General features: G+C 47.9%; 10 protein-coding genes and 2 pseudogenes. All 12 read right to left on the bottom strand.

All coding sequences use genetic code 11. The features are described from left to right. Nucleotides 1-166: 166 nt before the first annotated feature. The gene (locus VZ94_RS25860) at nt 167-319 is read right to left on the bottom strand and encodes a hypothetical protein (protein WP_157844885.1); all 153 of its coding nucleotides are present in this window, start codon (nt 317-319) and stop codon (nt 167-169) included. Between the two features lie 126 nt (nt 320-445). Next, nucleotides 446-1,006, bottom strand: coding sequence for a Uma2 family endonuclease (locus VZ94_RS08330; RefSeq protein WP_045778875.1), 561 nt, complete (start codon nt 1,004-1,006; stop codon nt 446-448). 72 nt (nt 1,007-1,078) lie between these two features. Continuing rightward, complete coding sequence (locus VZ94_RS22565; protein ID WP_052700340.1) at nt 1,079-3,232, bottom strand: beta-ketoacyl synthase N-terminal-like domain-containing protein; 2,154 nt, start codon at nt 3,230-3,232, stop codon at nt 1,079-1,081. Beyond that, nucleotides 3,219-5,221 (bottom strand): annotated as a pseudogene (locus VZ94_RS28520) (beta-ketoacyl reductase). The gene VZ94_RS22565 and the pseudogene VZ94_RS28520 overlap by 14 nt, the downstream one beginning before the upstream one ends. Nucleotides 5,222-5,616: 395 nt before the next feature. Then, nucleotides 5,617-6,186 carry a KS-MAT linker domain-containing protein gene (locus tag VZ94_RS30485; RefSeq protein ID WP_275575179.1) on the bottom strand — a complete coding sequence of 190 codons (570 nt, stop codon included), beginning with the start codon at nt 6,184-6,186 and terminating at the stop codon, nt 5,617-5,619. Next, nucleotides 6,160-7,239, bottom strand: a pseudogene (locus VZ94_RS30480) (beta-ketoacyl [acyl carrier protein] synthase domain-containing protein); the annotation flags it as partial. The gene VZ94_RS30485 and the pseudogene VZ94_RS30480, both read right to left, overlap by 27 nt. A 107-nt stretch (nt 7,240-7,346) precedes the next feature. Next, the gene (locus VZ94_RS08315) at nt 7,347-8,180 is read right to left on the bottom strand and encodes an acyl carrier protein (RefSeq protein ID WP_082081478.1); all 834 of its coding nucleotides are present in this window, start codon (nt 8,178-8,180) and stop codon (nt 7,347-7,349) included. Further along, entirely contained in the window at nt 8,066-12,349 is a 4,284-nt protein-coding gene (locus tag VZ94_RS08310; RefSeq protein ID WP_045778872.1) for an SDR family NAD(P)-dependent oxidoreductase, read from the bottom strand. Before VZ94_RS08310 ends, VZ94_RS08315 begins: the two co-directional genes overlap by 115 nt. After that, nucleotides 12,333-15,734: an SDR family NAD(P)-dependent oxidoreductase gene (locus tag VZ94_RS08305; protein ID WP_045778871.1), complete on the bottom strand. Its 3,402-nt coding sequence runs from the start codon at nt 15,732-15,734 to the stop codon at nt 12,333-12,335. Before VZ94_RS08305 ends, VZ94_RS08310 begins: the two co-directional genes overlap by 17 nt. Then, nucleotides 15,667-19,773: a type I polyketide synthase gene (locus tag VZ94_RS08300; protein ID WP_131655505.1), complete on the bottom strand. Its 4,107-nt coding sequence runs from the start codon at nt 19,771-19,773 to the stop codon at nt 15,667-15,669. Before VZ94_RS08300 ends, VZ94_RS08305 begins: the two co-directional genes overlap by 68 nt. Continuing rightward, nucleotides 19,673-20,719 carry a KS-MAT linker domain-containing protein gene (locus VZ94_RS22550; protein ID WP_052700336.1) on the bottom strand — a complete coding sequence of 349 codons (1,047 nt, stop codon included), beginning with the start codon at nt 20,717-20,719 and terminating at the stop codon, nt 19,673-19,675. Before VZ94_RS22550 ends, VZ94_RS08300 begins: the two co-directional genes overlap by 101 nt. A 13-nt stretch (nt 20,720-20,732) precedes the next feature. Continuing rightward, nucleotides 20,733-21,181, bottom strand: a 449-nt coding sequence (locus VZ94_RS22545; RefSeq protein ID WP_157844884.1) for a beta-ketoacyl synthase N-terminal-like domain-containing protein, incomplete at its 5' end; no start/stop codon positions are given.

The following is a 21,181-nucleotide window of genomic DNA, read 5'->3' as shown; positions in this document are numbered from 1 at the left end:
TGGGTAATCCATAAGCTTCGGCAACTGGTGAGACCTAATAAGTAATCATGTGGTTCTGAACATCATGCCATTTTAGGCGACATCCAGCAAATCTTAGCGCGTAGGGCGGTTTTCTCGCTCCCATGTTTCAGCTTGTTATGCACAATGCTACACAGATATGTCCATATTAAAAAACCGCCTTCACCAACAACAAAATACTAACCACCACAACACCCATTGCCCATTTGACGAATGTCATATCGGATTTAATCCCCGCTAAGTCTGTTTTTATCGGATAAAGCTCTTCTTTTAATTTGAATTCAAAAAAATCTTTGGTCATTATTCCTTCCTTCTTGAATATCTACCATCACTCGTACCACAGCTTCAGCTTGCTTTTGCTCCATATCCACTAACCTTGACTCACAGCCCTCCGCTTTTGGCGTGATTTTACCTAAAGTAGCAGACCTCAACCCCATAAATCCGCTAACGAAAACTCTACGGCATCAAAAGGCGGTACAACAACTTTATCATCATCTTTAAGCAGTGCATTCAATACCCAACGACCTTGTTGCAACTCAAACGCTTCCAAGATTTGCGCCAACGGGTCGATTAGCCAAACATGCGGTACGCCAAAACGCGCGTAAATCGGTAGTTTCACAACCCTGTCTTTTTTGGCCGTCGAAGGCGACAGGATTTCACAAAGCCAATCGGGCGTTACTTCAAAGCGATGGTCTTCGGGTACGCTAGGCATACGTTCACGCCGCCAACCTGCTAAATCTGGCACGGCAACCTCGGTATCGCGGATAAAATGCACTTCAGGTTCTTGCATAATCCACCAACCACCAGGACCACCACGACCAAAATCAAAAGGCCCAGACAAATTAAAACCTAAACCACGCCCCGCCAAGCTGTGACGACCGGACCGGCGCGGCTGTGTATACAACTCGCTATTCAAAATCTCACCGGTGCTATGCTCCGGCAAGGCCAATAGCTGTTCATAAAGACTAAGTTTTAAGATGGCATTCATTGCATCTCCTGTTGTAAGGTCTGGGCTGATAGTAATAAGCAGGCGCTCATCGAGCAACGTAATGTGTACTGCTCACACCCTCAACTCCATCAACCCTTCCCGTTTCCTAGCTGCTAATTCTTGCAAATGCAAGCGCACTTGCCCTTTGCCATCCATCACGACCACATCAAAACGCTTGTCTAATGTATTAAGGCTAGGTTTTTGTTTTAAATGGATAAGTAACTCGCCGCTTAGCTCGCCTTGTTGCAGAATTTGTTTTAACGCAAAAGGATAGACAATTTCGCTAGGGCTTTGACCTCTGCGCGCGGAGGGAGGTTGACAGAAGTACAGTAAGAGCTGCCAGACGGCATCTAGGCATAGCGGATTGAATTTAGCCGGTTCGTGTTCGGGCAAGCTTAACAACGCTGACATGGCTGAGCCGTTGACGTAGACGTCTTGTAAGCCCTCAAGCGCATTGGACTGAGCGGTTAAAATCTTATGGATGAAGTCTTGAAAACTTGCATCGCTACGCGTGGCGGTTTTGCTATCGGGAATAGGCTCTGAGCCTTGAGTTAATAAGCTAGGCAACGGAGCTAAGTCTAAAATGACTTCGCCGACATGCCGGGTTAAACCGGGTTGATTTGGGCTAACGATTTTATACATCATCTGCTGCTGTGCTTGATGTAAGCTGACGTTAATGTCGCTGACTGCCCCAGACACGCTCATCGGTGGCCCCCATACCATGTTTTTCAACGCTAAGACAGGTTGTTGTACGGCGGTTTCGGCTGCGGTTCTGGCCAATTCCAGATAATTAAAACCTGGGTTTAACGCCGTCAACACGTCTTGCTTAGGTCGGTCTTTGTTAACCTGTGGCGAGTGAGTCATGTTGACAACGCGGCTTAACGGTTCACTCACGTTAACACGCACTACCGGTTCAGGCTTCTCTACGCTTGTTGGCGCCCAATGACACTGGCGTTCAAAGGCATAACCAGGCAAATGCACGCGTCTAGGCGGTTTTTCTGCGTAGAGCTTAGCCCAGTCTATGCGATAACCTTGGCAATAACACTCAGCTAAAGCGAGCAACGCGTCTTTATACGCATCGGCGTCCGCTTCGGTTACGCATTGCTGCACTAATTGGGCGATTAGCTTTTGCATGGCTTTTTGTTCGTTAAAGTCACGCGCAACTTGACCGGTAAAATAATGCGGATGGGCGGTGTTGGCATTTTGCCATAGCCGTAGCGCATCGTCTAAGCTTTGTACGACTATGGCACTACGGTATTGAAAATGGTGGCGGCCAGTTAATAGCGTATGACTAATAGCGTATAACCCTTGTTGCTCAGCCGTTTCATTGGCTAAGTAGTGACGCATAGCCGCTATCTGGTGGGTTAATGCTTCACGACTTTTCGCAGACACGACTAACACATAATACGGTAGGCTATCACTATCGCACTCGCACAGCTCAGCATCGCGTATCAGTACATGCGCATTCGTACCGCTCATGCCAAACGAACTGACCGCGCCAAAGCGGGCTTGTCCTGATGCTTTAGGCCAAGGTTGATTGTGGGTGTTGATATAAAACGGCGTGTTGTGCCAATCAACGTAAGCACTTGGGCTGGCGCAATGTAAATTCGCCGGAATCGTTTCATGGCGTAAAGCTTGTATTAAGTTCACAACACTGAGCAAACCTGACGCCGCAAACGCATGGCCAAAATTGGTTTTGGCTGAGGTAATCGCGCAAAACTGGCGTTCGGTTGTACTTGTAAAAGCATCGTTTAACGCGTTAATTTCCACCGGGTCGCCCAGTGGCGTACCGGTGCCATGTGTGACGATATAACTAATCTCACTGGGTTTAACCTGGGCTTGTGTTAACACCGTTTGTATTAACTCCGTTTGCGCTAACGCACTCGGTGCGGTAATGCCATTGGTTTTACCATCATAATTAACACCGCTGCCAGCGATGATTGCGTGTATAGAGTCACCATCGGCTTTAGCGCGGCTTAAGCGTTTTAACACTAAAACCACGACCGCTTCACCTGGCACAATACCATTAGCATCGGCAGCAAAAGCCCGGCACTGGCCGTCAGGTGCTAACATGCCTGCTTGGCTCATTGCGATATACGCTTCTGGTGCAATCATTAAATTCACGCCGGCGGCTAAAGCCGCATCGCATTCATGATTTCGTAGGCTTAAGCACGCTTGATGCAACGCGACTAACGATGATGAGCAAGCCGTGTTAATACTCAGCACCGGGCCTTTTGAAGTTTAAAAAATAAGCTAGCCGCGCCGCTAAGATGCTGGAATTATTGGCGGTTAAGCTTAAGCCTTTTATCAAACGCTGATAACCGCCGCCGTCTTCGACACCGACAAACATGCCAATTTTTTGTTCGGCAAGCTGTGTTTCGCCATAGCCTGCATCATCTAACGCGCGCCAGGCTTCTTGTAGTAAATGCCGTTGCTGCGGGTCCATTAACTCCGCTTCCATAGGTGATATGTCGAAAAATAACGAATCGAATTCAGCAATACCCGGAATACAGCCACTCCATTTTGAGCAGGATTTACCTTCCGCGCCCGGTGTTTCGCTATAGTAAGCGCGCCAATCGAAACGATCGGCAGGAATTTCTGCTACGGCATTCATGCTTGAGCTAATAGCTGCCAAAATTCGTTAACATCTCTTGCCCCTGGAAAACGACCACTCATACCAATAATCGCAATCGCGTCGTCGGCTACGGTTTGAGCTGTGGCAGCAAAGGCTTTCTTGCGGGTTGGAACAGTCGTCTCTTTAACATCGTCAACTTGATAACAAGCCGCTACAGCCGTCGAATGTTGCTGTAGCAAATACGCAGCTAATTGCGCTAAGGTCGAGTAACCAAAAAATAACGCCGGTGTTATCGCTACGCCAAAATGCTTGCTTAAGCTCCTTGCAAATTCAGCTAAGCTAATCGAATCAAAGCCTAAATTAGCTAAATTGGCTTTCACCTCAATTCGTTGTGGGTCTAACAATAATTGCTTATGTACCAACGCTGTTAAATCCGCCAACACGCATTGCTCTAAGCTCAACCCTTTCATCTCTGGTTTTCTAACCGCTTCAGCGTTATAGAATTTACGCTCGGCGGTTGTGCGGCTTAAGCATTCAGGTAAGCGCGCTAAACGCTGGCTATCGGCTTTAAGCACTAGGCAATGGCTTTCGCGTTGGCTTAATAATCGCTCTAACACAGCTAACGCCGTGGGAGCATTCAGCGCTTGTTGACCGCTGCTGGTTAAATACAACTGCGTCGCGTCATCGCTAGTTAAGCCAGTTTGTTGCCATAACGGCCAGTTAATCGCTAACACGCGACCAGCGTAACCTAGCTCAGCATGCAATCTGGCGTAAGCAGTTTGAAAGCGATTCGCTAAGGCATAATCACAAGAACCAAAATCGCCTAACACAGCTGATGACGAAGAAAAATACACCATGAAATCTAGGTCTCTAGCCGCAAAAAAGTCCGCTAGCGCCAATGTGCCTTGAATCTTAGACTTAGTCACTTCAGCAAATTGTTCTCGCGTCGTCGTCAACACGCTAGCATTACCGGATACCCCTGCACAATGCAGCGCGCCATGAATCAAGCCTAAGCGTTGTTCGGCAGCGTTTAATGCCACGTGCAGTGCGGTCTTATCACTTACATCTACCGAAATATATTCAACGCCTGTGCCTAAAGCGCGCAACACCGCTAACCGGCTGCTCAACGCAGCATTTAACGCACGACGACCCGTTAAAATTAGCTTGGCTTGATAGGTTTTTACTAAATAGTCGGCGACTAAATAACCTATGCCGCCTAAACCGCCGGTAATTAAATACACACCCCGCTGTTTAAAAGCGCTGCACGACTCAAACGGCGGTTGATAAGGTTTTAACACTGCGGTATAGCGTTGATGCTGACGATAAAGCACACTACGCACGGTTAAAGTTTGTGATTCTTGCCATAGCAACGGCAACCAATCAGCAAAGGCAACGTTTGTTGAACTGACTTGTAACACCACCGACACGGGCGTATCAGATAATACCGTAGTCAACGAGCGTTCAAAGCCTAACCACGACTCAACATGGCATTGTTGTAGTACATGAGTGCATGGCGCCGATAATAACACCCGACCCAACGTCACAGACGAAGCGGCTAACGCTTGAATCAAAACAACTATTGCGTATGCATCGTCGATAAACTTAAGCTCAGCCCAAGGCCAACAATACCATAAAGCCATATAGGACTGTTCGGGCAAATGCTTAAATAACGCTGTTAATGCCGAGGGCTCGATAGCACTTAAGCAATAAGTATTAGCGTCATTAGCCGCCTCTTCTAAACTGATAAAAATAGGCGTCACGTTAGGGGCAACACGCGCTAACACCTGACGAGTTTGTTGCCGTTGCTGGGCATTTGCGACCAAACATAACACCGAACCTGAATCCGTGTTGCCGAATTCATCGGCGTTAAGCGGCGTAAGTTGCCAGCTTTCTTGATACAACGAAACCGGATAGTCTGCCGTTGTTGCTTGTACGTTAGCTTGGGCAGTTGGTAGCCAATGCCGTTGCCGAGCAAACGGATAAGTCGGTAAATGCAAGCGTTTTGGGTTTAACGTCACTATAGAGCGCAGTCCAATCAATCACCGCCCCGTTTACCCATGCCTGTGCTAACGCATCTAAGTGTTTTTTGCGGTGACGCTAACACGGTATTATCGTCGCTCACCGAACCACGCCAACAAGCATCGGGTAATTGGCCAGCGCTAAGCTGGTGTAATTTGGCTATCAGCTCTTGTTGCGATGAAACGATAAGGCTTAAACGCTGCGCCATTGCATCACGTCCCGTGTACAAGGTATAAGCAAGCGCCGGTAACTCAACAGAATGCTCAGTTAAATAATCCGCCAAGAGCTGTGCTTGTAATAGCAAGGCTGACTGAGTTTTTGCCGATAACACGATTAACACCGGCACATCCGTGTTAACAACAACATCACTCTCTAGCCATTCGTCAATAATGACATGCGCATTAGAGCCACCCACACCAAAGCCGCTAACACCGGCGCGTCTAGGTAAGAGACCTCCTTGTTCGTCGTAAGGCTTAGGCCAAGCGCAGGTATTTTTGACTAAATAAAACGGCGTTGCCTCTAAACGCAAATACGGATTTGGCGTTTGTAAATGCGGATTACCGGCTAGCTGTCCTTGTTTCAGCATTAATAACACTTTAATAATGCCGGCCACACCGGCAGCGGCTTCTAAATGACCGATATTGGTTTTTACTGAACCTAGCCCACAATAAGGCTGCCCTACCGCTACGCCGTATTCAGAAAACGCGCTAATTAATGCATTAACTTCAACCGGGTCACCTAACTCAGTACCAGTGCCATGCGCTTCAATATATGAAATCGTAGCTGGATTAATGCCATAACGTTGATAAGTATCTAATAACAATTGTTTTTGCGCTTGACCATTAGGTGCAGTTGGCGACGACGCGCGGCCACCATGATTTTCACCGCTGGCAGTAATCACGCCATAAATCGCATCACCGTCTGATACTGCTTGCGCCAACGGTTTTAACCATAACACGGCGACGCCTTCACTACGCACATAACCATTAGCGCGGCTATCAAACGTCATACAACGGCCATCCGGGCTTAACATTCCGGCCTGACTCGATGCAATGGTAATCCTAGGATGAGCGATTAGATTCACGCCACCCACAAGAGCCGATTCGCATTGACCGTGACGTAACGCTTCTAATGCTCTATGCACGGCAATCAGCGAGCTTGAGCACGCTGTATCTATCGCTTCGCTAGGCCCTTTTAAATTCAATAAATACGATACGCGATTCGCTACCATAAATGGAAACGGCTCTATAGGCGTATCAAGTAATCCTTCTTGCTTAGCTTGGTTTAATAAATCCTTGTAATCAGCCGTCGCCACGCCAGCAAACACACCAACGCGTTGACCCGATAAACCACTAGGCGCATAACCTGCATCTTCGATAGCAGCCCATACCGTTTCTATAAATAGCCGGCATTGTGGATCCATCGCTAACGCTTCTTTGGGCGTAATACCAAAAAATTCGGCGTCAAAACAGTCGGCGTAGTCTATAAAACCACCCCATTTCACTCGTGTTTTGCCTTTTTGCTCATGTGGGTCACCGTAATAGTCCCGCCAATCCCAACGTGACAGCGGCACTTCGGTAATCGTATCAACGCCATCACGCAACACACGCCACAACTCGTCAGGTGTTGCACAACCGGGGAAAACGCCCGCCCATGCCTATGACGGCAATGGCGTTGCTGTCTGTGTCGTACGAACGGCCTGGTTTGTTCTCGTTCCCACGCTCTGCATGGGAATGCATAGTGGTGTTATCGAGAGACGGGTCTGCATTCCCACGCAGGAGCGTGGGAACGAGGTTGCAAAACTCCGAAAGGCAGATTGTTCTCGTTCCCACGCTTTGCGTGGGAATGCATACCCATAGACGCGACAGTAGAAATCCTAACCTTACCAGCCATAACGCTTGTCTCGATACTACACTCCGGCGTCGAGACATTAGTGGTGTTATCGAGAGACAGGTCTGCATTCCCACGCAGGAGCGTGGGAACGAGGTTGCAAACGCCGAAAGGCAGATTTGGCATCGTTCCCACTCTCTGCGTGGGAATGCAGACTAATCCCGTTTGCGCTTCAGCAGGCAAATCATGCACCCGCTTAACTGCTTCTGGATATTTGCTCAGTAAATAATCCGCTAGCCCCTGTAAATCACTTAATTCAAAAAACAGCGTTGGCATTAACGTCAATTGGTAAGCTTGATTTAACGCATTGGCGAGTTGTGTGAAACTAATCGAATCAAAACCGTAATCGGATAGCTCAGCCTCTAAACTGACTTGTTCCGGCTTCATCTTTTGCACCGTAGCGACGATAGCAACCAATGCTTTTGCTAACGCGTGTTTTTGTTGCGCATCACTGGTAGCAGGCGGCATTGCTAAACTAGTAGGCTGCATTGGCAAGCTATAGCGATAATTCAGCAAACACTGTTGAATTTTCGCAGAATCGCCGTAAGCAACCAGTAGATTGGCGTCATCGCTGTTTAATGTCGCATAAAACGCGTTAAGCCTGCGTGACTCGGCATAGCGGTCATACCGGTGGCATCGCGCATTAATAACTGATGCTGCGCCGTCATCTGCATACCGCCGTCTTGCCATAACGGCCAGTTAATGCTCACGGTTTTACCGAATGCCCGGCCTTGTTGTACGCGTTTAGCTCTTTGACGGGCAAAACCGTCTAAAAACGCATTTGCGGCGGCATAATCGGCTTGACCCGGATTACCTAAACAGCCTGCAATCGATGAAAACAATACGAAAAAATCTAATCGCGTATCGGCTAATGCTTGCTCTAATGCCAAGACGCCATTGATTTTAGGCCGCCAAACTTGCTCGGCATCGCTTAGTTTTTTATAAGCTAAATAAGCATCGGCAATGACTCCCGCGCTATGAATCACACCCTCTAGCCGACCATAGCGTTGTTTAATATCAGCGATTAGCGCAGTTAATGCTGCTGTATCGCTGCAATCAACACGGTAATAATTCAGCTCGGCGCCGTTAACCTGTAACGCGCTTAGGGCTTGCTGTTTAGCAGGCGATAACGGCGAACGGCCTATTAACACCAGTTTAGCTTGATAACTACGCGCTAAATCTTGCGCGATAATCCAGCCGATACCACCTAAGCCACCGGTGATTAATACAACGCTTTGGGCTTTCGGCAACTGCTCCTGCGTTGCCCTACTACACGCCATCCGTGGCGTTATCGGCAACTGCTCCTGCGTTGCTCTACTACACGCCATCCGTGGCGTTATCGGTAAGTTTGCTGGCGCAACGCTAGGCAAGCTAATCGCTTCAAAACCCAATATAGAACGCTGGCCTAACTCGTTAAAACTGATGTCAATATCAGCCGTCGCCGCGCTAAGCTCATCTTGCACTAAACCGATGAAACGCGAGAGTGGTAGCTTAGGTGAATAAACAATGACTTTGGCTAACACTCTAACCTGCTCTAAGTTAGCCGTTTTTAACAAACCGGATAACGCATTAGCGGTTAGCGGATTATCATCAGGGCTTAACACGACGATAGGTTGTAACAATGCTGGCGGCTGTTGTGCGAGTTGTTGCAACGTTTGTAAGCAAGCGGTTAAATCTTGGTTTATAACATTGCTTATTGGTTGACAATGTGCATCAGGCCAAGCCGTTTGTAACGCATTGAGTAATACAGAGTTGTCACTCGAGATAAATAATGGCGTTGATAAATTGAGTTTTTGTTGGGTTACGCTATCGCTAACCCAACCTACGTCACTACCTCCGTGCATCCATGCAGTCGTAACCCAACCTACCCGGCGCGCATAACAAACTGTTTGAGCAGTCGACGCCTGAAATACCAGTGTTAAACCTCTGGCTGAGGCTATGACTCGCCCTGCACTGTCGGTCATATCAAAATCTAAAGTCGCTAACCGTGTTGAGCTAGCCTCATGTAAACGAATATGGGCATAAGCGGGAGTCGGTAAGCTATCGTACACCACCCATTCGTCTAAGCTCATAGGCATAGGTAACGCGGTTTGTTCATGTTGGCTTAGCGTTAACACGACGCAGGCAACGATAGCCCCGTTTAATAAACTAGGCGACATAGCGTCTAACTCATTCGGTACTTGCTCAGACGCTAAAGTCAGTAACGCCAACGCTTCGTGTTCGCCATGAGCTAACGCTTGTAGGGTTAATAAGCGTTCACCATGACTGTGTTGCATGATACGGTCACAGTCCATACGCGTTAACGTCTGCGGGCAACGTTGTCTTACCGCTGTTAAGTCGATAAAACCACCATTATCAGGCTGGCTTAAGACCACGCCTTGGCAATACACTAAGGTTTCATCACTCGCCGACGTCAGATTAAAACGCAAACCTTCAGGCTCTGAAGCAAAACGCACGACGGTTTCAGCACTGTCTGATGTTAACTGTAAATAACGCGGCCAAACGATTTGCCTTAATGCATTAAGCGCGCGTTCTGGGCTATGCTTTTGCGCCGTTGTGACAATATGTTCTAACAACACAGCAACCGGCAAAATATTATTATGCTCTTGTAGATAATACGCTTGCTCAAACCATTGCTGGTGGTAGCTACCGATTTGCTGGCTGTCAAGATTTGCCCTGTCTCGTGTTGCCGAATCTAAAAGCCACGCATAACTTGTCGCCTTCACGTCCTTGTGCTCTGGATACCGGCAATCCATGCCGGTATGACGAGTTATTTCGTCATGATTAGCGCGCTGAACGGCTCTGGAAACCAATCCCGTTAATTCTACACACACCTGACCATTCGCATCGCTTAACACTATATCTAACCTGTTTTCGCCGCTAAGACGCAGCCAAGCCCAAGCCGTTGGGCCAGAACAGGCTTGATAAATAATCACTTGGTCTAAAGTAAACGGCATTAACGCTTGTTGTATTTCGGGTCGTGTCAAACCCAAAGCCAGCGTCGCTTGTAGTGCAGCATCCAATAACGCCGGATGTAAATCATAACTGTCATCTTGTTCGGATAAGCGTAACTCAGCTAATACCTCGCCATCACCGACATAAAGCCTGCTCAAAGCCTGCATCACACCGCTATGACACACACCGGCTTGGACAAACGCTTGATAGCATTGCTCAGGCGTTATGCGTTGGCTGTCTAAGTGTTGCTGTAAATATTCTAGTTTTAACGGTGCTAGCGTAGGTTTAGCAATAACCGCTAAGCCACCTTGGCAATGCAATGTGCTATTTGCATTATCCACGTTGACGACTTCAAACTGTACCAGGTCTTGCTTAGCCTCTAAACGCAACTGCAACTCGTCAGCCGAACGACCATATTGCCAAGGCGTTAACCAAACAATGTGCGACAGTTTTATGGCGTGTTGGGAGCCGTAGGGTGAGGCCTGTTTAGCAGCCTCCGCTGCCATGGCTAAATACACGACGCCCGGTAACACTTTTTGACCTTGCACGACGTGACCGCTTAAGAAAAATTCATCACCGGTAAAACGGCTACGATACGCGAGCTGCGCTAAGGTTGAGATATTGCTATGCAATAATGGGTGTAACAACGCTGGCAAGCTAGGCTGAAATGCTAATCTTTCCGGCTTCCAATAACGTTCTTTAGCAAACGGATAACTAGGTAAATGCAGGCGTTTAGGCTTTGCGCCTGGGTAATAGCTTAACCAATCAATTTCAGCACCGTTCACCCAAGCCTCTGCTATCGACTCTAACGACTCTAAAGCCCTGCTAGCTAATAGACGCGGTTGTTTTAACGCTTTTGGAGATACCTGACCGTACCAGCATTGCTTGGGTCTTTGTTGTTGTACAAACTGCGTTAAACACTGGCGCAGTGCGTCAATACTGTTAACCACAAACGCGAGTCTATGCGTCATCGCCTCCCGACCTAGTTGCAGCGTATAAGCCACGGCGCTAAGCGTTAATGTTGAGTCTGCCTGTTCTAAAAAACGTGATAACCGCTGACAAACCTCAAGCAAACGCTCGTCGTTTTTGGCGGATAATACGATGAGGCTTTTATCCATAGCCGGCCAGACCGTCGGGCTGCTTGGCGAGGATGTCGTGTATTCTGCAATCACTAAATGCGCATTTGTACCACTATGCCCAAACGAATTTAACGCCGCCATTAACGGTGCGCCGTTTGAATTCTGCCACGGCTGTAAACGCGTTGCGGGATAAAATGGCGACTGCTCAAATTCGATTAACGGATTGAGTGACTTAAAATGTGGCATGGCGGGCAGCAGCCGGTGTTTTAACGATAACAACACTTTTATCAAACCCAGCACCGCAGCACTCGCCGTACTATGACCGATATTGGCTTTCCCGCTACCCACCGCGCAGTAACCGGTTTTATCGGTAAACTGTCTAAACGCTGCCACTAACGCATTCGCTTCCACCGGGTCGCCTAAGCGTGTGCCGGTACCATGCGCTTCTATATAACTAATGTGTTCCGGGTTAATGCCGAAACGCTTATACGTGTCTATGATTAACGCCTGTTGCGCACTACCGCTAGGTGCCGTAATACCATTGCTAGCACCGTCTTGATTAATGCCCGAGGCTTTGATAACACCATAAATCGGGTCATTATCAGCTATCGCATCGCGTAAACGTTTTAACACCACCATGCCTACGCCTTCTGACATCGCCATGCCATCAGCCTCAGCATCAAAACTACGGCAACGACCAGAATGCGCCAGCATATCGGTTTGCGATAAGCCGATTAACGGCGTTGGTCCCATCACCGCAAACACACCACCGCCTAACGCTAAATCAGTTTCACCTCGGCGTAAGCTTTCACACGCTAAATGCAAGGCCACGCCGGAAGACGAGCAGCCCAGTGTTCACGACAAACGCTGGACCTTGTAAATTAAGAAAATACGATAAACGCGAAGCAATAATCGCTTCTGACGCGCCCGTAAAACTCTCATGCACATACCCGGTGGGTTCAGCACCAACAAAAATCCCCGTGCGTGAACCCGCTAAGGTTTTAGGATTAATCCCGGCATCTTCCAAGCTTTTCCAGCTTTCTTGTAAGATTAAACGCTGATGCGGATTCATCGATTCGGCTTCGCGCGGCGAAATACTAAAAAATAAGGGGTCAAAGCAATCCCGGTGCGTTAATACCCCACCCCAGCGGCAATAGCTTTTACCGGGTTGTTTAGTTGGGCTGAACTGCTCAGGTTTTAAATAATGCGCGGGTAATTCAGTCACCGAATCGACGCCGTGCAGCAGATTTTGCCAAAAGCCGTCAGCATCCTCAGCCCCTGAGCATTGGCAAGATAAACCAATCACGGCAATGTCGTCATCGCAATAGCGGTTAACGGCCTCTTGGCTTAATATTGGTTGAGGCGTAGGGGTTGCTAGGTCAACCATCGCTTGCTGAGTATGCTCGAAGGTGCGCGTAGCGCACCCTACCTCTTCGTGATTTAGTGCTTGTTGCGGTGTAGGGTACGCTGTGCGTACCAAACCTTGCTCAACGATATATTTGCTTAAACGCGTGACATTGGTGTAATCGAATAACACTGTGGTATTGAGTTGAATACCTAATACCTGTTTGATTTGCTGAATCAGTGACACACCTAAAATCGAATCCACACCGTAATCAGAAAATGCTTGCTCGGTATCAATCACATCCGCATCTATGCCTAAAGCGGCGGCTAAACACTGAATTAAACATTGTACGACATCGGTTACCTGGGCTATTGGTACAGACTCGTTCCCACGCTCTGCGTGGGAATGCAGATTATGCAGCTGTGCGCCTTGATGCACCGAACAGTCGCGTGATAGGTTTTGTTCCACTGAATTTTTCGCTAGCTCAACGGTGCGCGTAGCGCACCCTACTTCAAACTCGTTCCTACGCTGTGCGTGGGAATGCAGATTTTGCGGCGGTACGCTTTGATACGCTGAGTTTTGCCTGATTAAGCCATTACTTTCAGCGACAATGATTTGATGGCCTAATGCATGATGGCTAGCCACCGGAAAGTGTACCGAAGCAAACCCCTGATTATGCAATAACTGTTGCCAACGCTCAGGATATAAGCCTGGACTGCCGGGAATACGCACACACTCATCTTCAGCTAACGACCAACCGTCGATTAAACCGAATAACACCGAAGCAAAAATCGTTTTATCACTAATATCGTTAACGATTAATAAGCCGTTAGGCGCTAACACTGATTGAGCATTGCGTAAGGTGTTACGCATATTGCTAGTAGCATGTAATACGTTAGTCGCTAACACTAGGTCGTAACAACCGAGTTCAATGCCTTGCTGAGCTGGGCTTTGTTCGATATTAAAGACCTGGTAGCGTAAAAACGGATAACGGTTTTGATAGCGTTGCCGAGCATGAATAAAAAACGATTGCGATAAATCGGTATAACAATAGTCAGCAACAGCGTGTTGTACAGCGCTTAAGACCGGTAATACCGTTGATGTTGTTGCACCCGTGCCCGCCCCTATTTCTAACAATCTAATTTTGGCATCGGGTTGTTGTCGTAAGCGTTCGCGGATAAAGCCCACGACGACATCAGCCATCACTTGATTGAAAAAATCGCAAATCGGATTGTTTTTATACAAGCCCTCGATTTTGTCCATCGCACCATTTGGAAACAAAATATCGGTGACTAATACCGTACCAAGCAAAATAGCCGGTAACTGACTTAAACAATCGCTGACTAATACGGCTAATGTCCGCGTTTCGGGCTGGGCTAATAATTCTACCTGCTGAGCTTGCCATTGTTGCCATACCTTGGCACGGTTTAAGCTTTCATAGTCTGGATTTAACCTAAATAAACCGTGTTGCTCTAACAAATAACCGTATTCAGTCAGTATCGCAAAACTTTCCAACCACCAGCGCTTAAACTTGGCTAAAACTTGCGCTTTAGCCATTAAAACCTCAGCGCTGACTGCCTGGTCAGTGAACTGCTCAGCTAATAATGCTTTTAACTCAACAAATAACAAGCGCACTAGCCATTGATTTAAACTATCGCTATGACAGTTTTGGCTAGGCGCTGGCGTACTCGGCTGATACGCATTTAGCAGCGCTAAGCAAGACTCAAACTGAGGGCTAACATAAATACTGTCGGTGCTTAAATCGATACGCTCTATGAGTTCCGGCTTAGTCGTATGCGACACGGCTAATTGCGTAAGCGGTAATTGCATGAGCAAATCTAATGCATACTGTCCTTGCTCGGCGCTAATAGGCTTAACACCACGTAGGTTTACCAATTCTTTTAACGCGTCAGTAATGCGGCTACCACCGCCTTCAGCCCAATATCCCCAATTGACGACTTTAATCGGCCAACCTTGACGCTTTAATTTAAGCGCTAACGCATCCATACCTACGCAAGCCGATGCATACGCACTCATACCGCCGGGTCTGGCAAACGCAATCATAGACGAGAATAACACGACAAAATCTAACGGCTCTTGCTTAAAGACATTAGCGATGTTTTCTGTAATTAATACTTTACTAGCCCAGATAGAGCGGAATAGCCCCTCATCCATAGCGGCAATGGTTTTATCATAAGCGCCTAACGCAGCATGAAACACGCCGTGAAGCGCACCAAATTCGGTTTTAATAGCGTTATAGACTTTCGCTAAAGCGACACTATCCGTCGCATCGGCTTGGTAATAAATCGGCTTAATATCAAAACTGACAAAGCATTCCAACGCGGTTTTTATCTCTTGCTCTGAGCTACGGCCTAACCAAACCACTTGTGCTTGATATTGCGTTATTAAGAATTCAGTCCACAGCACACCTAAACCACCGGCACCGCCGATAATCAGATACACGCCGTTATGCCTATAAGACCTGGCATTGCTGGAATCAGACACAGATACGCGCACTAGCGTTTGTTTAAACCATTCGCCGCGTCTATACGCTAAACTGGTTAACTCGCGTTGGCTAGGTAGGGATTGGAGCATTAAGTCTAATGAATCATCGTCACAGGTTTTATCTAAGGCTTGCACCTGCCAAGCCGGATATTCTTGCGCTAAGCTTTCGACAAAACCATGTATGGCGGCGCAATCTGGATTAGGCGAATCTTGCTCTAACACGGCAAAAGCGCTTTGTGTGATCACGATAAAACGCAAAGACTCATTACCATAGCCTGAGGCTAATAAGGCTTTAACAAGTCTGAAGACATAGCCTAAGCCGTGTTGATAAGCGCTTTGGGCGTTTTTGCTCTGACACACTCGTAAGGACTAACACCAGCCCAGTAAACGCGTAGCTACTTAAGCGTGTGCTAAGAATTTCTACATCATCGTGCTCGTTTAGCGTTAAATACTGCTTAGCCGTTGTGTTACTAGGCGCTTGTTGATAAATCCATAACGTGTTTTTCTCGTTCTCATGCTCTGGCGTGGAAATGCCGATGGCGTTATCAGAATATAGGTCTGCATTCCCACGCTGGAGCGTGGGAACGAGGTCAACGACGTCCCACACGGGACGTAATAGGCACAAGTCTGTGTTCTGGTTCCCACGCTCTGCGTGGGAATGCAGACCGACAGACGCGACGGGAGAAATTCCAGCTTTACCCGCCATAACGCTTAAACGCTGCTTAGCAAACGGATAACCCGGCAATCTTATCCGTGCTGGCTTAATAGAGCCATATAACAACCGCCAATCGATATGAACGCCTTGCAGCCATAAACGCATGAGCTTTTGATAGTCACCGGATGTTAACCAATGTTGCAACGCCTGTTGTAGTTGCTCATCTTGGAATAGCTCAACGAGTAGCGACTCTTGTCCACAACGGCCTTGTAACAACTCGCTATCGTCTTGGCCTGACAGATAGTCCGTTAATTTCAGCATTAGCGTATCGAGGTCTTTGGCTATAAACGTTAAACGCTCCGGCATGGCTTCCCTACCGACTTGTAAGGTATAAGCTATGCTATGCAAATCGGGTTGGTGTTGCTTGATATGCGCTAATAACTGCGCGACGACTTGTTGTAAGCGCTCTTTATTTTGCGCGGATAACACTATCACGGCTGGCTGGGTAAATTCCCTTTCGGTAAAAGCAGGCGCGATATATTCAGCAATAATGACATGCGCATTCGCACCACCGGCACCAAACGATGACAACCCTGCGATGCGTGGTAATTGCTGACCGTTGACCACCGGCCTAGACCAAGGCGCTAGGGTTTGTTGCACGACAAACGGCGTCGCATCAAAACGGATATTCGGATTCAATTCACGGCTATGCAGACTCGGTACTAGCTGACCGTGCTGGATTTGTAAAATGACTTTGGTTAAACCAGCAATACCGGCAGCGGCTTCTAAATGACCGATATTGGCTTTCACTGAGCCTAGCGCACAATGGCTTGGCCCATAGCTGTCTTTAAAGGCTTGAGCTAACCCACTGACTTCAATCGGGTCACCTAACTCGGTACCGGTGCCGTGCGCTTCGATATAGCTGACCGCGCTAGCGGGTAACATAGCTTTGGCTAAGGCTTTAGTAATGACGTCCGCTTGTGCTTTTGGATTAGGCACGGTATAGCCATTGGTTTTGCCGCCATGATTAATCGCCGATGCTTTAAGCACCGCTAAAATGTTATCGCCATCGGCAACTGCTTGGGTTAAGCGTTTTAACACCACCATGCCAACGCCTTCACCTGGCACAAACCCCTTGCCGCCCGCACCAAAGCTTTTACATTGTCCATCCTCGGCCAACATATACACCGAGCATAGCCCCACATAAGTCGAAGGATGCAAATACAAATTCACGCCGCCTGCTAACGCCAGCTCACACTCATTGGCGAGTAAATGCAAACAAGCCTGATGAAGCGCTGTTAACGACGACGAACACATGGTATCTACCGGCATACTAGGGCCGGTTAAATCCAAGAAATATGAAATCCGATTCGCGGCTGAGCTAAACGAGGTGCGTGGATAAGCGGTTTCACCCTGAGCGCGTAGTTCTGGCCCGTATAATTCATAACCGGTTTTGGTAATACCGGTAAATACACCGACATTACGCTGATAACGTTGAGCTAGCTCAACGCGGGTAATACCAGCATCTTCCAACGCATGCCAAGCGCATTGCAATAACAAACGCTCTTGTGGGTCAATATTCGCGGCGTCTTTAGGCGCAAGATTAAAAAACAACGCATCAAACTCATCAAAGCCAGTTATAAAGCCACCCCAACGGCTATAGCTTTTTTGCTCGGCAGCGGCTTGCTGTTTATCCGGGTGGTAAAAATCCTGCCATGACCAGCGTTGCTCAGGAATTTCGGTAATACTATCGACACCCTTCGCTAAGTTATCCCAAAATTGCTCTAAGTTATCCGCCCCTGGGTAACGTCCGCTAATACCGATAATCGCAATGTCGTCGTTAAGTTGAGGAGATTGTTGCTGATAACCGTCATTCCGGCAGGGATTGCCGGAATCCAGAAGCCAAGGATGGCTATCGACTTTTATATCCCTGTCGGTATGAAGGCTTACGGTTGATATAGGTTCTGCATTAGGTTTCGTTCCCGTCCATGCCACGCATTCGTCAGGATAACTATTAACAAAATAGCTCGCTAACTCCGCTAGGGTTAAATACTCATAAAATAAGGTCTTAGCAACCGAGCCAAACACGGTATCTAAGGTTTGATTCATTTTGATAATCGCTAAGGAATCTAAACCATAGCGTTCATACGCCGCATGAGGCTCGATACGCGTCACAGGGACTTTAACCGCCGTAGCGAAGATGTGCTTGAGTTGGGTTAATACGGCATCGAATAATAGTGATAGTGAGGTTTGACTAGTATGATTAACCTTAAACGAGATACCCGTTCGGCCTTGATTAACGCTATCTAACCAGGCTTGGTTCTTAGCCTTATCCCCATAAACCACTAACACCTGCGAACGTTGTAGGCTTAACGCTTGATAAAACGCAGTTAAGCCTAACCCTGTCGGTAAAGGATACAGCCCAGTGGTTTCAGCCATTGCCGTTTGCTGTTCAACGCTTAAGCGCATACCACCGTTTTGCCAATACGGCCAATTCAGCGCCAAACTCACGCCTTTAGCTTGACCGGCTTGTACTAACTCGTTGCGATACTCAGCATAACCATCTAAATATCCATTCGCTGCCGCATAACTGGCTTGCCCGGCACTGCCCGGCACTACCGCGATAGAAGAAAACGCGACAAAGAAGTCTAAGTCACAGGCGCGCGTGGCTAAATCCAGATTCTGTATACCGGCTATCTTAGGCGCTAATACGAGGTTAATAGTCGCTGGTGTTTGCTGAATTAAATAACCGTCGTGTAACACGCCAGCCGCATGGATAATGCCGTTAAGCTTGCCATAATCGGCTAACACCGTATCAATGGCGTGCTTAACTTCTGTATAGTCACTAACATCAACTTGCACATAATGCAATCGGTTATGCGTCATCGTTCCCACGCTGTGCGTGGGAATGCAGACTGAGCTGTTTTCCGGCACTGAACGCCTTAACACAATCACCTGCGCCGCGTCAGTTTGCTTGATGATTTCATCAGCGAATATCCGCCCTAACCCACCCGCACCACCGCTAATCACATAAACACCATCATGTTGCCACGGTAACACCGGCTGAGTTTGCGCTAGCGCTTGCCACGTTAGCCCAACACTCTGCCCGCCCTGATAAACAACGGTTTGTCTAGCGGGTAGCTGGCTGTTTTGCTTTAAATACTGGATTAATACCGCTAAGTTAGTGTCACTCGCCACTTGCAACGTTTGCGCGATTAACGCCGGATTTTCTAAACAAACCGATTTTAATAACGCTGAAACACTTGCAGTCAATACAGGCGTATCGGTGACGATTTGCAGCAAATGATACGGCTTGGATGCTGCTTGTAACTGTTGTTGCAGAATTAACGCGACAGACTCAAGCATCGTTAAATGCTCTGCCTCATTGACGCAATAAACCTTATAGCCTTGGCGATTAAATTCAACAGCATCCGCCCAGTGAGTCAACGAACCGATTAAGACTAAATGCTTAGCCTGATATTCTGGCATAACAGCCTTTTGCACAGATTCAGGCTGCCAAACGGGCGCAAATAAGCCATAGTCATAAACGGCTGAACATTGCTTAACTGTCATGTTGGGCCAATAACGCTGACCAACAAACGCATACGTTGGTAAATGCACGCGTTTAACCGGTAGAGTTCGGTTAAGCGACGACCAAGCCACGGTTGCACCGCTTAACCAACGCGCAGCTAAACCAGCTAGCGTGTCGGGTGTCGTTAACGCCGGTAAAAACGCCTGTATCAATATAACTGACAATGCTATCAATCAGTTCAGCTAGAGAACTGACAATAAACGCCACTCGACACGCCATAGGCACACGCCCAATTTGTAAGGTATACGCTATATCCGCTAATGCCGGTAAGTCTGCTTCAGGCGTTGTGCGTAAAAAATCGGCGAATTTAGTTAAAGTCGCCGTTAAGCTTGCTGGCGTTTTCGCTGAAACCACAATGAGTTCAGCCGTGTTAGCTGCAACAGAGGCTAAAGGCGTTGGTGCGGCTTCTAAAATCGCATGGGTGTTTGTGCCTCCTATACCAAACGCGCTAACACCAGCACGGCGCGGTGAACCGCGCTCAGGCCACGGCGTTAATGCTGTCGTTAAATAAAAAGCCGTATCCGTTAAATCCAGCGCCGGATTAACCTTGTCAATATGCAGAGACGGTGGAATTTGACCGTTTTTAAGACTTAACGCTACTTTTATCAGTCCCGCTAAGCCTGCTGCGGTATCTAAATGGCCGATATTGGATTTCACCGAACCTAAGCCACAAAACTGTTTAGCCTGAGTATGACGGCGATACGCATCGGCTAACGCTTGGCATTCAATCGGGTCGCCCAGATGAGTACCCGTGCCATGCGCTTCGACATAGCTAATACTATCGGCGCTAACACCGCTACGCGCCAGTGCTTGACTAATCACGTCGGCTTGACCCGTGACGCTAGGCGCATAAAAACCGGCTTTATCACTACCATCGTTATTCATCGCGACGCCGCGAATGAGTGCATAAATCGCATCGCCATCGCGCACAGCCGCTAATGCAGGCTTCACGATAATGACCGCGCCGCCTTCACCACCGACTAAACCATCGGCATCGGCGGCAAACGCTTTGCAATAACCATCGCTAGCGAAATTCATCCCTGGCTCATATTGATGACCGGCTCTAACAATGGGCAATAACGACGCCGCACCAACCATCGCGACCTCAGCATCACCGGCGTTTTAAACATTGCATCGCTAAATACAAACCTGATAACGACGATGAGCAATTACTATGCACCGCGACACTAGGCCCGGTAAAACCAAGCTGATACGAAATCATGCCTGCAATGGAACCCGCTTGCGTAGCCAGCCAAGCGGCGTAATCATCTCCAGTAGCCGTACCCGAAGCCAGCAATAAATGTTTATAGGCATTATTGCCTGCCGCCATAAATACCGCCGTATTCGGTACTTGCTCAGGTGTTAAGCCTGCGTCTTCTAACGCTGACCAGGCTAATTCCAGCAATAACCGATATTGTGGATCCATGAGTTCGGCATTTTTCGGCGAAATATTGAAAAACTCCGCATCAAACAGCTCTTTACCGGTCAGCGAATATTTCAGCGGCACAAACCCTTGACGATTAAACACGTCAGCCTCTAAACCTAAGGCTGTTAAATCGT

The sequence above is a fragment of the Methylocucumis oryzae genome, assembly GCF_000963695.1.
Taxonomy (GTDB): Bacteria; Pseudomonadota; Gammaproteobacteria; order Methylococcales; family Methylomonadaceae; genus Methylovulum; species Methylovulum oryzae.
The sequence above is the reverse complement of the archived record's forward strand: the minus strand, read 5'-3'. Positions and strand labels throughout refer to the sequence as shown.

Excerpts from the sequence above, each read along its gene's own strand:
- VZ94_RS08315 (WP_082081478.1), bottom strand. The coding sequence starts at position 8,180 with ATGGCAAGACGGCGGTATGCAGATGACGGCGCAGCATCAGTTATTAAT.
- VZ94_RS30485 (WP_275575179.1), bottom strand. The coding sequence starts at position 6,186 with ATGCTGAAACAAGGACAGCTAGCCGGTAATCCGCATTTACAAACGCCA.
- VZ94_RS25860 (WP_157844885.1), bottom strand. The coding sequence starts at position 319 with ATGACCAAAGATTTTTTTGAATTCAAATTAAAAGAAGAGCTTTATCCG.
- VZ94_RS22550 (WP_052700336.1), bottom strand. The coding sequence starts at position 20,719 with ATGGTTGGTGCGGCGTCGTTATTGCCCATTGTTAGAGCCGGTCATCAA.
- VZ94_RS08330 (WP_045778875.1), bottom strand. The coding sequence starts at position 1,006 with ATGAATGCCATCTTAAAACTTAGTCTTTATGAACAGCTATTGGCCTTG.